The following is a 13,813-nucleotide window of genomic DNA, read 5'->3' on the forward strand; positions in this document are numbered from 1 at the left end:
GCCAACAGGACCTTTTCATGAACGCCCGCGTTCAGCACGCCGCCCAGCAAGCCTCGCACACTGCTTCGTACTACGCCGCCAGCAGCCACCCGCAGCCGGATCATCCTGCACTGCAAGGCGAGGTGAAGGTTGATGTGTGCGTGGTGGGCGGTGGGTTCTCCGGGCTTAACACGGCGATCGAACTGGCCGAGCGCGGATTGAGCGTGGCGTTGCTGGAAGCGCGCAAGATCGGTTGGGGCGCCAGCGGGCGCAATGGCGGCCAGTTGATCCGCGGTGTCGGTCACGACGTCGAACAGTTCGCCAATGTGATAGGCAGCGACGGCGTGCGCCAGCTCAAACTGATGGGCATCGAAGCAGTCGACATCGTGCGTCAGCGGATCGAACGACATGGCATTGATTGCGCGCTGAAATGGGGTTACTGCGACTTGGCCAACAAGCCGCGTGACATGACCCACCTGGCCGAAGACGCCGATGAGTTACGCAGCCTGGGGTATCAGCATGAGCTGAAGCTGGTGGCGCCCGATCAGATGCGCAGCGTGGTGGGCTCGGACCGTTATGTCGGCGGCCTGATCGACATGGGTTCCGGGCATCTGCACCCGCTGAATCTGGCCTTGGGCGAGGCCGTAGTCGCACAATCGCTGGGCGTGCAGTTGTTCGAACGGTCTGAAGTGACACGCATCGACTACGGCCCGCAGGTCAAGGTACACACCACACAGGGTTCGGTGCTGGCGAAAACGCTGGTGCTGGGCTGCAACGCTTATCTGAAAGACCTTAACCCGCATATCAGCGGCAAAGTGTTGCCCGCTGGCAGCTACATCATTGCGACCGAGCCGTTTAGCCAGGCGCAGGCCACTGAACTGCTGCCGCAGGACATGGCCGTCTGCGACCAGCGCGTGACGGTGGATTACTACCGGCTGTCCGCCGACCGCCGTTTGCTGTTTGGTGGTGCCTGCCATTACTCGGGCCGCGATCCGCAAGACATTGCCGCCTACATGCGACCGAAGATGCTGGATGTTTTTCCGCAACTGGCCAATACGAAGATCGATTATCAGTGGGGCGGAATGATTGGCATCGGGGCCAATCGCCTGCCACAGATCGGGCGGCTCAAGGACCAGCCCAATGTGTTTTATGCGCAGGCCTATTCCGGCCACGGCCTGAACGCCACGCATCTGGCAGGACGCCTGTTGGCCGAAGCCATCGCCGGGCAGCACAGCGATGGTTTCGAGTTGTTTGCCAGCGTTCCGCACATGACTTTTCCGGGCGGCAAACACCTGCGCTCGCCGCTGCTGGCGCTGGGCATGCTCTGGCACCGCCTGAAAGAGTTGCGCTGAAACGCCTCAACGCCTCCAGAAGGCCTTCATCGCCTCGGCCCGGGCCTGCTGGAAATCGATACCGATGTCACGAAGCTGGTCGTCCGTCAGCTCCAGCAATGCGCGGCGGGATGTCCAGCGATGACGATACAACGCCCAACGGCTCATACCCTTCGGTACACAAGCCTGATCGGCAGCAGCGGCCTTTATTGCCGATGGCTGAACCTCATCCAGTTCCTGGCTGTAAAACGCTAATCGTACGTCGCTGAACCCGTTCATTGTGGTTCCTCCATCGGGTAGGTATCCATCGCTCAACACACGCCAGCCATCACACAGATCGGAAAGCGCATCGCCGACAAGCCGCCTCCCACAGTGCGTTGGTTACAGCAATATCTGTGTATAACGCTGAGTGCGTGAGCGTGACCCCATGATGAAGGGGATTACCAAACCAATACAGATTCAAAATCTTCTTATATTTTCCATACAGAAGATTCAAAACTCCTTCTGAATGCTATATTTTCACGCCATCTGTATGGCCCTGAACTAAGCACTCAACCAAGAGTAAGCCATGACCCTGTACGTCAACCTTGCCGAGTTGCTCGGTTCGCGGATCGAAAAAGGCTTCTACCGCCCCGGCGACCGCCTGCCCTCGGTGCGCGCCCTCAGCGTCGAACATGGCGTGAGCCTGAGCACCGTGCAGCAGGCGTACCGGGTGCTGGAAGACAGCGGGCTTGCCACACCCAAACCCAAGTCGGGCTATTTCGTGTCGGCCAGCCGCCAGGCTCCCGCGCTGCCTGTGGTCGGGCGACCGGTTCAACGGCCTGTGGACATCTCTCAGTGGGATCAGGTGCTTGAGCTGATTCGCGTCTCACCTCTGGAAGCGATCACGCAACTGGGGCGCGGGATGCCGGACGTTTCCAGTCCCACCCTGAAACCGCTGATGCGCGCGCTGGGCCAGTTGAGTCGTCATCAGGACATGCCCGGCCTGTATTACGACAACATCTACGGTGTCCATACACTGCGCGAACAGATCGCCCGCCTGTTGCTGGATTCCGGCTGTAACCTGACCGCCAATGACCTGATCATCACCAGCGGTTGCCACGAAGCTCTGTCAGCCAGCATCCGCGCCGTCTGCTCGCCCGGCGACATTGTGGCGGTGGACTCACCCAGCTTTTTCGGCGCCATGCAGACCCTCAAGGGCCTGGGCATGAAGGCAATGGAAATCCCGACCGACCCACTGACCGGCATCAGCCTGGAAGCGCTGGAACTGGCCCTGGAGCAGTGGCCGATCAAGGCCATCCAGCTGACGCCCAGTTGCAACAACCCGCTCGGCTACGTCATGCCCGAGGCGCGCAAACGGGCCTTGCTGACACTGGCACAACGCTTCGACGTGGCAATTATTGAGGACGATGTGTATGGCGACCTGGCATACACCTACCCTCGTCCGCGCACCATAAAATCGTTCGACGAAGACGGCCGTGTGCTGCTGTGCAGTTCGTTTTCCAAGACACTGGCGCCCGGCCTGCGGATCGGCTGGGTGGCGCCAGGCCGTTATCTGGAGCGGGTGCTGCACATGAAATACATCAGCACCGGGTCGACTGCGCCGCAGCCACAACTGGCCATTGCCGACTTCATCCAGGGCGGGCACTACGAACCTCACTTGCGGCGTATGCGCACGCAGTACCAGCGCAGTCGTGACGTGATGATCGACTGGGTGATGCGGTACTTCCCCGCTGGTACCCGCGTCAGCCGCCCGCAAGGCAGCTTCATGCTGTGGGTCGAACTGGCCGAGGACTTCGATACACTGCGCCTGAACCGTGTCTTGCTGGATAAAGGCGTACAGATCGCGGTGGGCAGCATTTTTTCCGCGTCTGGCAAATACCGCAATTGCATGCGCATGAACTACGCTGCCAGGCCGACGCCGAAAATCGAAAGTGCGGTACGCATCGTCGGCGAAACCATCGTGCAACTGCTTGAGCAAGCCAATTGATGTGGGCAAATTTTTTTCGGTTTTGCGGGTCTTATCGCCAAGCCAAACCCATCCATTTGTGGATATCCATTTGAAGAATTCATGGGCCTCGCCCTTTTCCTTGCTGGTTGCGCTGTGCGTCAGCGGTTGCGCACATCAAGCCCCGCTCGGTGAGCCAAGCCAGGCCATGCCGTCTTCCGACTCAGCCTTCGGCCGGTCGATTCAAGCGATGGCACGTCCCCACGAAGGGCGCTCGGGCTTTCGCCTGCTGCCCGACAGCAGTGATGCGTTCAAGGCGCGTGCGGAGCTGATCCGAAACGCAAAAACCAGCCTCGATCTGCAGTACTACATCGTCCACGACGGCCTGAGTACCCGCGCATTGATCGACGAGTTGCTCAACGCAGCCGACCGTGGCGTGCGCGTGCGCATCCTGCTGGACGACACCACCAGCGACGGCCTGGACCAGGCCATCGCTACCCTCGCCGCCCACCCGAACATCCAGATTCGCCTGTTCAATCCGCAGAACCTGGGGCGCGAAACCGGCATCACCCGCAGCCTGGGGCGGCTCATGAACCTGTCGCGTCAGCACCGGCGCATGCACAACAAACTGTGGCTGGCGGACAACAGCGTGGCCATTGTCGGCGGGCGCAATCTGGGAGACGAATACTTCGACGCCGAGCCCAATCTGAATTTCACGGACATCGACATGCTGAGCGTCGGACCGGTCGCCGAGCAGCTCGGCCACAGCTTCGATCAGTACTGGAACAGTACGCTGAGCAAACCTATCGATGACTTCATGTATTTCCTGCCCGACAACCAGGACTTGGCCCAAGCCCGTCAGCGGCTTTCAGCCTCTCTGGAACAGGCCCATCAGCAGCACAAGGCGCTGTATGAGCGGCTGATGGCTTATAAGACCGAACCGCGCATGAAGACCTGGCTCAATGAGCTGGTCTGGGCCTGGAACCAGGCGTTGTGGGATGCACCCAGCAAGGTGCTGGCTCAGGGCGAGCCTGATCCGCACCTGTTGCTGACCACACAATTGGCCCCGGAACTGCTGAAGACCAGCAAGGAACTGATGCTGATTTCGGCGTACTTCGTGCCCGGTCAGGAAGGACTGCTGTACCTCACCGGCCGTGCCGACGCGGGCGTGAACGTCAGCCTGTTGACCAATTCGCTGGAAGCCACCGACGTGCCCGCCGTACACGGCGGCTATGCGCCCTATCGCAAGGCCCTGCTGGAGCATGGCGTCAAACTGTTCGAACTGCGCCGCCAACCCGGTGATACGGAAACCATGCGCGGCAGCGGCCCGCACTTGTTCAAGAAAAGCCAGTCGCTGGTCAGTTCCGAGTCCAGCCTGCACAGCAAAGCGATGATTTTCGACCGCCAGAAAGTCTTTGTCGGCTCCTTCAACTTCGACCCACGTTCGGTCTTGTGGAACACCGAAGTCGGGGTGCTGGTCGACAGCCCGCAACTGGCCGAAGAGCTTCGCGAACTGACGCTACAGGGCATGGCACCCTCTCTCACGTACGAGGCCAGGCTGGAAGACGGCAAAGTAGTGTGGGTGACCGAGGACAACGGCGTCATCCACACCTTGCACACCGAGCCTGGCGACTGGTGGCGACGCTTCAACGCCTGGATGAGCAAAGCGATTGGCCTGGAACGAATGCTCTAGGCCTGCGCAGTGCTCATGCCGAACGCGCCGCGCTTCATCGTCAGGATCAACAACCCGAACGCCCCTGCGGCCATCAGCAGCGGCAAGGCGTCGATACTGACCCATTGACTGCCAGCTCCCGCCGCCAGAGGCCCGAGCAGGCAGCCAATGCCCCAGAGCTGAGCCACATGCGCGTTGGCGCGGACCAGCGCATCGTCGCGATACCGCTCACCGATCAGAATCAACGACAGGGTGAACAGCCCACCAGCACTGGCGCCGAACAGCACCCACAACGGCCAGATCACTACTGTGTTGACCAGCAACGGAATGGCCAGGCTGGACAGCATCAACGCGGCCGCGCAACCGGTGAACAGTGTGCGGCGCGAGATCCGGTCCGCCAGCAGCCCGATCGGCAATTGCAGCACGGCGTCACCCACCACCACGGCGCTGACCATCATCAACGCGATTTCAGGCGTAAAGCCATGCCGGATGCAGTAAATCGGCAGCAGCGTCAGGATCAACGCCTCGAACGCTGCGAACAGGGCAACGGCACCCGCGATGGCAGGCATGCCGCGACAGAACCCCAGCAGATCGGCAAAGGTCACGCTTGCGGACTCTGTCGATGGCGCGCCGGTTCGGCCCAGCAGGAGCAGCGGGGAGCACGTCATGAGCAGCACGCCGATCCAGAAGCCGTAGTCCGCTTCAGTGCCGATCACCCCCAGCAACAAGGGGCCTGCGAGTTGGCTCAGTGCGTAAGTGCTGCCGTACAACGCGACGAGCCGCCCGCGCAGGCGCTCGATCACCAGTTGGTTGATCCAGCTTTCACCCAGCACGAAAACGATGGTCAGGATCATGCCTAGCATCAGGCGCAAGACCAGCCAGACCGGGTAGTAGGGCAGCAACGCCAGAGCACCGACCGACATCGCCCCGCTCCACAGGCACAGCCGCATCAGATTGGCCGTTCCGAAACGCGAGGCCAACGCACTGGCAACCCCCGCGCCAACCAGCACACCCACTGCCGGCATCGCCGCCATGACGCCGATGGCGAAGGTGCCGTAACCCCAATCCGCGAGCCGCAATGACACCAGCGGCATGCTGACGCCGATGGCCAGACCGACGCTCAAGATCGACGCCAGAACGGCAAAATAAGTACCCCAACGCATGTCCATGTTCCTGCGGGTGAAAAATTAAAGCCAAAAGCTGATCGTGCCGATGCTCTGCTGGCGAACGATCATCAAAGAATCCGACGCCAGGCTAAGCAAAAGAGGCTAGCGGAAGACAAATCCAGTGGGAGGCCCCACCACGTCTCGACGTAGCGTTGTCGCGCAGCAAACACCGTGACAGTGGGAGCGGACTTGTCCNNGAAAAGGCCGGTACATTCGACACAGATGCTATGGCTAAATTTTGCATTCGCGGACAAGTCCGCTCCGACTGTGTTTGCGGCACGACAGCCCTACATCGAAACGTGGCGGGGCCTCGTACAGGTTTGTGTCTATCCAGCAAGATTTGCGTATGACGACAAGCAAATAGGATGGAGCGATCATGCGCCCCCGCACTGGACGGGGACGCTTCAGGACCGCGGCAGCCTTACAGCTTGATCCAGGTGGATTTCAGCTCGGTGTATTTGTCGAACGCGTGCAGCGACTTGTCGCGACCGTTACCCGATTGCTTGAAGCCACCGAACGGCGCCGTCATGTCGCCGCCGTCGTACTGGTTGATCCACACGCTACCGGCACGCAACGCCTTGGCGGTCAGGTGCGCCTTGGAGATATTGGCGGTCCAGACCGCAGCGGCCAGCCCGTATTGCGTGTCGTTGGCGATCTTGATCGCTTCTTCCGCCGTCTCGAAGGTCAACACCGACAGCACAGGGCCGAAGATCTCTTCCTGAGCGATTTTCATGGCGTTGTTGACGCCATCGAAGATGGTTGGCTCGACGTAAGTACCACCGCTTTCCTGCAGAACGCGCTTGCCACCGGCAACCAGCTTGGCGCCATCCGCGTGACCAGCCTCGATGTAGGACAGCACGGTGTCCATCTGCTGAGTATCGACCAATGCGCCGACATTAGTGCCAGGGTCCAGCGGGTTGCCCGGCTTCCACCCCTTCAGGGCTTCGATCACCAACGGCAGGAAGCGATCCTTGATGGAGCGCTCAACCAACAGACGCGAACCGGCCGTGCAGACCTCGCCCTGATTGAAGGCGATGGCGCTGGCAGCGGCATGGGCCGCAGCTTCCAGGTCCGGCGCATCGGCAAACACGATGTTCGGGCTCTTGCCGCCAGCTTCGAGCCAGACGCGCTTCATGTTCGACTCGCCCGAATAGATCATCAATTGCTTGGCAATTTTAGTCGAGCCAGTGAACACCACGGTGTCCACGTCCATGTGCAGCGCCAGAGCCTTGCCAACGGTGTGGCCGTAGCCCGGCAATACGTTGAGCACGCCCGCAGGAATACCGGCCTCGATGGCCAGCTGCGCAATACGAATGGCCGTCAGCGGCGACTTTTCCGAAGGCTTGAGGACCACAGAGTTACCAGTCGACAACGCAGGCCCCAGCTTCCAGCAGGCCATCATCAAGGGGAAGTTCCATGGCACGATGGCCGCGACCACACCGACCGGCTCGCGCGTCACGAGGCCCAATTGGTCATGCGGCGTCGCGGCAACTTCGTCATACAGCTTGTCGATGGCTTCGCCGCTCCAGCTCAGCGCATTGGCGGCACCCGGGACGTCGACACCGAGCGAATCGCTGATCGGCTTGCCCATGTCCAGCGTTTCGAGCAGCGCCAGCTCTTCAGCGTTCTGTTTGAGGAGACCGGCAAAGCGGATCATGGCCGCCTTGCGCTTGACCGGTGCCAGGCGCGACCAGACGCCAGAATTGAACGTGCTGCGCGCGCTGGCTATGGCACGCTCGGCGTCGGCGGCATCGCAACTGGCAATTTTGGCAAGCAATCGGCCGTCAACCGGGCTGATGCAATCAAAGGTCTCGCCGGACGCAGCGGCGGTGTACTCACCTTGAATGAAGGCACGGCCTTCGATTTTAAGGTCTTGGGCACGCTTCTCCCAGTCGGCACGAGTCAGGGTGGTCATGCAGGTGTCATCCTCTAGTTGAACAGGCGTGTGTCATGATTGATTAAAGACACAATTCCAAATTTCAGGGCAGCCGACACCCTAAACCAGCCGAGTGGCAAATCCAATATATTTGACACCCGTAACGCTTAAAGCCGCTATTTGTTGATTTTATTAAACATCTAGTCCGTTTTTTAACCGGGCACTATTACCCGCCGCGCCCGTCAAATCCGCATGACATCAGCCTCAGGAACCTGCCAAACATGAGCATCGAACGCATTGTCGACTTCAGCGAAGCCAGCACCGCTGCTGAGCACTATCGCCCGGCACCGGAAAAGGTTTTCAAGGGCGATCCGCAACAAACGATCTACAACCATTACAACAGCCCGTGCGGACAGATGAGCGCGGGCGTCTGGAATGGCGAGCCCGGTCAGTGGCAGGTCAACTACACGGAGCACGAATACTGCGAGATCGTGCAGGGGGTGTCGGTGTTACGTGATGAACAAGGGAACGCCAAGACACTGCGGGCCGGTGACCGGTTCGTGATCCCGGCAGGCTTCAAGGGCACGTGGGAAGTGCTGGAAGCATGCCGCAAGATTTACGTGGTGTTCGAGGCCTCATAAAAGCGTACGGGCCGCACTGAACTGCTCACCGGTCAGGCCCGCACGCCCCAAAAAACAGGCACAAAAAAGCCCGCGATTAAGCGGGCTTTTTTGCAGGAGACAGAATCAATTACTTGATTTTGCCTTCTTTGTACATCACGTGCTTACGTACAACCGGATCGAATTTTTTGATTTCGATTTTATCCGGGGTAGTACGTTTGTTCTTGTCGGTGGTGTAGAAATGGCCTGTACCAGCGCTCGACACCAAACGGATCAATTCACGCATGATTCTCTCCCTTAAATTTTGCCGTCGCGACGCAGTTCAGCGAGCACAACTTCGATGCCACGCTTGTCGATGATACGCATGCCTTTAGCAGATACGCGCAGACGAACAAAACGCTTCTCGCCTTCAACCCAGAAGCGGTGATGCTGCAGGTTTGGCAGGAAACGACGACGGGTTTTGTTGTTTGCGTGGGAAATGTTATTCCCGGTTACCGGACCCTTACCGGTAACTTGACAGACTCTCGACATGCCTCAGCCCTCTAAAACCACATGCCCAACCCGGCATGGGTTGGCCGCTTAATCTCTCAGTCATTTGGCGCCAGGCGCCGCGTTTCTTTAAGGGTCTTACCGGCTACACCTACAGTGAAGGAACCGGGCCCCTAGAAAAGAGCGCTGCTTTATACCAGAAAGCCTTGCGCGCAACAACAGGCAATGCACTCTACAGCAAATGAGCAGGCCCTGCGCGGCAGATGAATCAAGGGGTGCAGGGCGTACGGGTAAATCGACCGCTCGTCGCACTGTGGCGATTGTTCTGCGCCAGCACATGGTCTAGGGTTAGTCCCTCACCAGACTGCGCCGGCAGATGGGGCCCTTTCTGAACAGGAATAACGCCATGCGCCTTGCTGCACTCCCCTTTTTGCTCGTCCCGCTATTGCTCCCGATTGCCGCTCAGGCGTCGAGCCTTGCGGTTTGCACCGAAGCCAGCCCTGAAGGCTTCGACGTGGTGCAATACAACTCACTGACCACCACCAACGCCTCGGCCGATGTGCTGATGAATCGTCTGGTGGATTTCGATGCACAGAGCGGCAAACTGGTGCCGAGCCTGGCCGAAAGCTGGACCGTGTCCGATGACGGACTGACTTATACCTTCAAGCTGCGCTCGGGCGTGAAGTTTCATACCACTGACTATTTCACGCCCACGCGCGAATTGAACGCCGACGATGTGGTGTTCAGCTTCAAGCGCATGCTCGACCCGCAGAATCCGTGGCACAAGGTTGCCCAAAGTGGCTTCCCGCATGCGCAGTCCATGCAGTTGCCCGCGCTGATCAAGGCGATCGACGCATCTGACGCCCACACGGTGACGTTCACCCTCAACCGAGCCGACTCGACCTTTCTCGCCACCCTGAGCATGGGCTTCGCCTCGATCTACTCAGCCGAATACACCGCACAACTGTTGAAAGCCGGCACACCCGAGAAACTCAACAGCCAGCCCATCGGCACCGGACCGTTCGTGTTCAAGCGCTTCCAGAAGGACGCCGTGGTGCGTTACGAAGCCTTTAAGGACTACTTCGCAGGCAAGTCCGATGTCGACACGCTGGTATACGCCATCACCCCGGACGCCAACGTGCGCTTGCAGAAGATCCGCCAAAACGAATGCCAGATTGCGCTTTCGCCCAAGCCGCTCGATATCCAGGCGGCCAGCAAGGATGCGTCGTTGAAAGTGGAGAAAACCGAAGCCTTCATGACAGCCTTCGTGGCGATCAACAGCCAACATCCGCCGTTCGACAAGCCGCAAGTGCGTCAGGCCGTGAACCTGGCGTTCGACAAGACCAACTACCTCAAGGCGGTGTTCGAAGGTACTGCCGAAACGGCCAAAGGCCCGTACCCGCCCAACACCTGGAGCTTCGCCAAAGACCTGCCCGGCTATCCGCATGACGTGGCCAAAGCCAAGGCGTTGTTGGCCAAAGCCGGTTTGAAGGACGGTTTCAAGACCACGATCTGGACACGTCCATCCGGAAGCCTGCTGAACCCGAACCCCAGCCTGGGCGCGCAACTGCTGCAGGCTGACCTGAAGCAGATCGGCATTGATGCAGAAATCAGGGTCATTGAGTGGGGCGAGCTGATTCGTCGCGCCAAAGCAGGCGAACACGACCTGCTGTTCATGGGCTGGGCGGGGGATAACGGTGATCCGGATAATTTCCTGACGCCTCAGTTCTCCTGTGCAGCCGTGCAATCGGGCACCAACTTCGCCCGTTATTGCGACAAGACACTGGACACGCTGATCAGCGACGGCAAATCCACCAGCGATCAGGCCGCCCGCAGCAAGCTCTACCACCAGGCACAGACGCAGATCCAGCAACAGGCCCTGTGGATTCCCCTCGCCCACCCGACCGCCGCCACACTGGTGCGTAAGGATGTGACGGGTTACCAGGTCAGCCCGTTCGGCCGACAGGATTTCTACAAGGTTCAGGTCAAGTAACGCTATCGCAGTCGATCGTGCCCATGCGCCGCGTGGGTATGCAGCCCGCGTCGCTCCGCATCACACTCGAGAGCGGACGCGGAGCGTCCTGGACGGCGTTACCACGCAGGAGCGTGGGAACGATCATAAGGCGCTGAAACCCGCTTCTGCCCGCAGGGCGTGGGAGCTTTCGCAGGTTACGACGGCAGCGATGGGCTGCGCAGCGGCCCTTGGGTGCATCTGATCTATCGCATGTACTGGACTTCGCGTTTGTCCTCTACATCAACCCCCGTTCCACCATTGATAACGGCTCGCCATCGCCCACGATCACATGGTCCAGCACCTGAACATCCACCAGCGACAAAGCCTCCTTGAGGCGTCTTGTCAGGTCGATGTCCGAACGACTGGGATCGGTGATGCCGGAGGGGTGGTTATGGCACAGGATCAGGCTCGCAGCGTTGTGGACCATCGCGCGCTTGACCACCTGCCGGGGATGCACGTACGCCGAATTGATCGTTCCGCGAAACAGTATCTCGAAGGTCATGACACGATGCTTGTTGTCCAGAAACAGGCAGCCGAACACTTCATGGGGCTCGTGACGCAGCAGCGCCTTGAGGTAATTGCGAACCTGAAGGGGGTTTTCCAGAGCAGAATCACGGCGCAACGATTCGGCCATATGCCGACGCGCCATTTCCATCACGGCCTGTAACTGAGCGAACTTTGCAGGCCCAAGCCCCAGTTGCGCAGTGAAGTCGTCCAGGTTCGCATCCAGTAACGGTCTGAGCCCGCCAAACTGATTCAACAGATGACGAGCCAGGTCTACAGCGCTTTTTCCGGACACACCGGTGCGCAAAAAGATGGCCAGCAACTCGGCGTCGGAGAGGCTGCCTGCACCCAGCTCCAACAAACGTTCCCGTGGGCGTTCGGCCGCGGGCCAACTGCGAATACTCATAGCACTTCCCTGTGGTTGAGCACCTGTTCCGGTGCGGTCGCTGTGCTATCTTAGCCCATCTTTTTTGCACGACGATCTGGCCTGGGGAGGCGTCCTGGCCGTCGCGTTAACACTTGACCAAAAAGGCAGGCCTATGCAGCGGCTGTATCGAAAACGCATCGTTCTGGGCGTCGGCGGCGGCATCGCAGCCTACAAGAGCGCCGAGCTGGTACGCCGGTTGCGCGACCAGGGTGCGGAAGTCCGTGTCGTCATGACACGCGGCGGGGCCGAGTTCATCACGCCCCTGACCATGCAGGCCCTTTCAGGCCACCCGGTACACCTTGACCTGCTCGACCCGGCCGCCGAAGCGGCAATGGGGCACATCGAGCTGGCCAAATGGGCAGACCTGATCCTCATCGCACCGGCAACGGCCGACCTGATCGCCCGCCTGGCACAGGGCATTGCCAACGACCTGCTGACCACCATCGTGCTGGCGACGGATGCAACCGTAGCCATCGCCCCGGCCATGAATCAGGCCATGTGGCGCGATGCGTCGGTGCAAGCCAATACCCGCTTGCTGGAAGAGCGCGACTTCCGGGTGTTCGGCCCGGCCTCCGGCAGCCAGGCCTGCGGCGATGTGGGTTATGGCCGCATGCTGGAACCCAACGAGCTGGCGCAGTGCGCTGCCGATTGTTTCCAGCGCCTGAGCCTGACCGGCAAACACGTGCTGATCACCGCAGGCCCGACCCAGGAAAACATCGACCCGGTGCGCTACATCACCAACCACAGCTCCGGCAAGATGGGGTTTGCGCTGGCTGAAGCCGCCGCGGAGGCCGGCGCTCGCGTCACGCTGATCACCGGCCCCGTCAACCTGCCGACGCCGGATCGCGTTTCCCGTATCGATGTAGTTAGCGCGCGAGACATGCTGGCGGCCTGCGAAGCAGCGATTCCATGCGACCTGTTCATCGCCTCGGCTGCGGTTGCGGATTACCGCCCGGAAGTCATCGCGCCTCACAAACTCAAGAAAGATCCTACCAACGGTGACGGTCTGTTGCTGCAGATGGTCCGCAACCCGGACATTCTCGCGACGATTGCCACCCGCCCGGATCGCCCGTTCAGTGTCGGTTTTGCCGCCGAGACCGAGCATCTTCTCGACTATGCTGCACGCAAGCTCAAGGACAAGAACCTCGACCTGATTGTCGCCAATGACGTGGCCAACCCCAGCATTGGTTTCAACAGTGAAGAGAATGCGTGCAGCGTGATCGACCGAGCGTTGCACGCAACGCTTTTTGCCCAGACCAGCAAGGCCAAGATTGCCCGTCAGCTGGTCACCTTTATCGCCGAACGCATGAATCAGGTTTAATTACGAATGCACGCTCTACAAGCCAAGATCCTCGACCCTCGCATTGGCAGCGAATTTCCGCTTCCGGCCTACGCCACCGTGGGCTCCGCCGGCCTGGACCTGCGCGCCATGCTCAAAGAGGACACCGTTCTCGAGCCTGGCCAGACATTGCTGATCCCGACAGGCCTGTCGATCTACATTGGTGATCCGGGCCTGGCCGCAATGATCCTGCCCCGCTCGGGCCTGGGTCACAAACATGGCATCGTGCTGGGCAATCTGGTGGGTCTGATCGACTCTGATTATCAGGGCGAACTGATGGTGTCCTGCTGGAATCGCGGCCAGACTGCCTTCAAGGTTTCGATTGGCGAGCGTATCGCGCAGTTGGTGCTCGTGCCGGTGGTACAAGCACATTTCGAACTGGTTGAAGAATTTGACGAAAGCCAGCGTGGCGCAGGCGGTTTCGGCCATTCCGGCAGTCACTGACGGC

13 protein-coding genes are annotated in these 13,813 nt (G+C 60.0%); 7 read left to right on the forward strand and 6 right to left on the reverse strand.

Annotated features, from left to right (window positions below):
- Positions 1 to 17: 17 nt before the first annotated feature.
- On the forward strand, positions 18 to 1,331 hold the full coding sequence (locus ALP40_RS21435) for an FAD-binding oxidoreductase (RefSeq protein WP_122210178.1): 1,314 nt from the start codon (positions 18 to 20) through the stop codon (positions 1,329 to 1,331).
- 6 nt (positions 1,332 to 1,337) lie between these two features.
- Here ALP40_RS21435 and ALP40_RS21440 read toward each other — a convergent pair whose 3' ends face one another.
- Positions 1,338 to 1,589, reverse strand: a complete 252-nt coding sequence (locus ALP40_RS21440; RefSeq protein ID WP_122210179.1) for a DUF1127 domain-containing protein — start codon at positions 1,587 to 1,589, stop codon at positions 1,338 to 1,340.
- A 289-nt stretch (positions 1,590 to 1,878) separates the two neighbouring features.
- On the opposite strand from ALP40_RS21440, the gene ALP40_RS21445 reads away from it, so the two are divergent.
- Together ALP40_RS21445 and ALP40_RS21450 are read left to right on the forward strand one after the other, a co-directional pair.
- The gene (locus ALP40_RS21445; RefSeq protein ID WP_122210180.1) at positions 1,879 to 3,300 is read left to right on the forward strand and encodes a PLP-dependent aminotransferase family protein; all 1,422 of its coding nucleotides are present in this window, start codon (positions 1,879 to 1,881) and stop codon (positions 3,298 to 3,300) included.
- A gap of 70 nt (positions 3,301 to 3,370) precedes the next feature.
- The gene (locus ALP40_RS21450; protein ID WP_122210181.1) at positions 3,371 to 4,951 is read left to right on the forward strand and encodes a phospholipase D family protein; all 1,581 of its coding nucleotides are present in this window, start codon (positions 3,371 to 3,373) and stop codon (positions 4,949 to 4,951) included.
- Here the strand turns inward: ALP40_RS21450 and ALP40_RS21455 are convergent.
- On the reverse strand, positions 4,948 to 6,093 hold the full coding sequence (locus ALP40_RS21455) for an MFS transporter (protein ID WP_122210182.1): 1,146 nt from the start codon (positions 6,091 to 6,093) through the stop codon (positions 4,948 to 4,950). The two genes, ALP40_RS21450 and ALP40_RS21455, sit on opposite strands and share 4 nt — an antisense overlap.
- 424 nt (positions 6,094 to 6,517) lie before the next feature.
- The gene (locus ALP40_RS21460) at positions 6,518 to 8,011 is read right to left on the reverse strand and encodes an aldehyde dehydrogenase (RefSeq protein ID WP_122210183.1); all 1,494 of its coding nucleotides are present in this window, start codon (positions 8,009 to 8,011) and stop codon (positions 6,518 to 6,520) included.
- Between the two features lie 242 nt (positions 8,012 to 8,253).
- Here ALP40_RS21460 and ALP40_RS21465 point away from each other — a divergent pair, with 242 nt between their 5' ends.
- The gene (locus tag ALP40_RS21465; RefSeq protein ID WP_122210184.1) at positions 8,254 to 8,613 is read left to right on the forward strand and encodes a cupin domain-containing protein; all 360 of its coding nucleotides are present in this window, start codon (positions 8,254 to 8,256) and stop codon (positions 8,611 to 8,613) included.
- A 109-nt stretch (positions 8,614 to 8,722) separates the two neighbouring features.
- On the opposite strand, the gene rpmG is transcribed toward ALP40_RS21465, so the two are convergent.
- Together rpmG and rpmB are read right to left on the reverse strand one after the other, a co-directional pair.
- Positions 8,723 to 8,878 (reverse strand): 50S ribosomal protein L33, encoded by a 156-nt coding sequence (gene rpmG / locus ALP40_RS21470; RefSeq protein WP_004887154.1) that lies wholly within the window; start codon positions 8,876 to 8,878, stop codon positions 8,723 to 8,725.
- Between the two features lie 11 nt (positions 8,879 to 8,889).
- The gene (gene rpmB, locus ALP40_RS21475) at positions 8,890 to 9,123 is read right to left on the reverse strand and encodes a 50S ribosomal protein L28 (protein ID WP_002551514.1); all 234 of its coding nucleotides are present in this window, start codon (positions 9,121 to 9,123) and stop codon (positions 8,890 to 8,892) included.
- A gap of 364 nt (positions 9,124 to 9,487) precedes the next feature.
- On the opposite strand from rpmB, the gene ALP40_RS21480 reads away from it, so the two are divergent.
- On the forward strand, positions 9,488 to 11,074 hold the full coding sequence (locus ALP40_RS21480; RefSeq protein ID WP_122210185.1) for an ABC transporter substrate-binding protein: 1,587 nt from the start codon (positions 9,488 to 9,490) through the stop codon (positions 11,072 to 11,074).
- Positions 11,075 to 11,330: 256 nt separating this feature from the next.
- On the opposite strand, the gene radC is transcribed toward ALP40_RS21480, so the two are convergent.
- A complete protein-coding gene (radC, locus tag ALP40_RS21485) occupies positions 11,331 to 12,005 on the reverse strand; it encodes a RadC family protein (RefSeq protein ID WP_122210186.1) in 675 nt (224 codons plus the stop codon).
- A 133-nt stretch (positions 12,006 to 12,138) separates the two neighbouring features.
- On the opposite strand from radC, the gene coaBC reads away from it, so the two are divergent.
- Together coaBC and dut are read left to right on the forward strand one after the other, a co-directional pair.
- Positions 12,139 to 13,347, forward strand: a complete 1,209-nt coding sequence (gene coaBC / locus ALP40_RS21490; RefSeq protein WP_122210187.1) for a bifunctional phosphopantothenoylcysteine decarboxylase/phosphopantothenate--cysteine ligase CoaBC — start codon at positions 12,139 to 12,141, stop codon at positions 13,345 to 13,347.
- A 6-nt stretch (positions 13,348 to 13,353) separates the two neighbouring features.
- Positions 13,354 to 13,809, forward strand: a complete 456-nt coding sequence (dut, locus tag ALP40_RS21495; protein ID WP_122210188.1) for a dUTP diphosphatase — start codon at positions 13,354 to 13,356, stop codon at positions 13,807 to 13,809.
- Positions 13,810 to 13,813: the final 4 nt, after the last annotated feature.

The sequence above is a fragment of the Pseudomonas viridiflava genome (assembly GCF_003702045.1).
GTDB lineage: Bacteria > Pseudomonadota > Gammaproteobacteria > Pseudomonadales > Pseudomonadaceae > Aquipseudomonas > Aquipseudomonas viridiflava_C.

Bases quoted from the DNA above. Each gene is read 5' to 3' on its own strand.
- dut (WP_122210188.1), top strand. From the start codon at position 13,354: ATGCACGCTCTACAAGCCAAGATCCTCGACCCTCGCATTGGCAGCGAA.
- coaBC (WP_122210187.1), top strand. From the start codon at position 12,139: ATGCAGCGGCTGTATCGAAAACGCATCGTTCTGGGCGTCGGCGGCGGC.
- ALP40_RS21480 (WP_122210185.1), top strand. From the start codon at position 9,488: ATGCGCCTTGCTGCACTCCCCTTTTTGCTCGTCCCGCTATTGCTCCCG.
- rpmB (WP_002551514.1), bottom strand. From the start codon at position 9,123: ATGTCGAGAGTCTGTCAAGTTACCGGTAAGGGTCCGGTAACCGGGAAT.
- ALP40_RS21460 (WP_122210183.1), bottom strand. From the start codon at position 8,011: ATGACCACCCTGACTCGTGCCGACTGGGAGAAGCGTGCCCAAGACCTT.
- ALP40_RS21445 (WP_122210180.1), top strand. From the start codon at position 1,879: ATGACCCTGTACGTCAACCTTGCCGAGTTGCTCGGTTCGCGGATCGAA.
- rpmG (WP_004887154.1), bottom strand. From the start codon at position 8,878: ATGCGTGAATTGATCCGTTTGGTGTCGAGCGCTGGTACAGGCCATTTC.
- radC (WP_122210186.1), bottom strand. From the start codon at position 12,005: ATGAGTATTCGCAGTTGGCCCGCGGCCGAACGCCCACGGGAACGTTTG.
- ALP40_RS21435 (WP_122210178.1), top strand. From the start codon at position 18: ATGAACGCCCGCGTTCAGCACGCCGCCCAGCAAGCCTCGCACACTGCT.
- ALP40_RS21465 (WP_122210184.1), top strand. From the start codon at position 8,254: ATGAGCATCGAACGCATTGTCGACTTCAGCGAAGCCAGCACCGCTGCT.
- ALP40_RS21455 (WP_122210182.1), bottom strand. From the start codon at position 6,093: ATGCGTTGGGGTACTTATTTTGCCGTTCTGGCGTCGATCTTGAGCGTC.
- ALP40_RS21440 (WP_122210179.1), bottom strand. From the start codon at position 1,589: ATGAACGGGTTCAGCGACGTACGATTAGCGTTTTACAGCCAGGAACTG.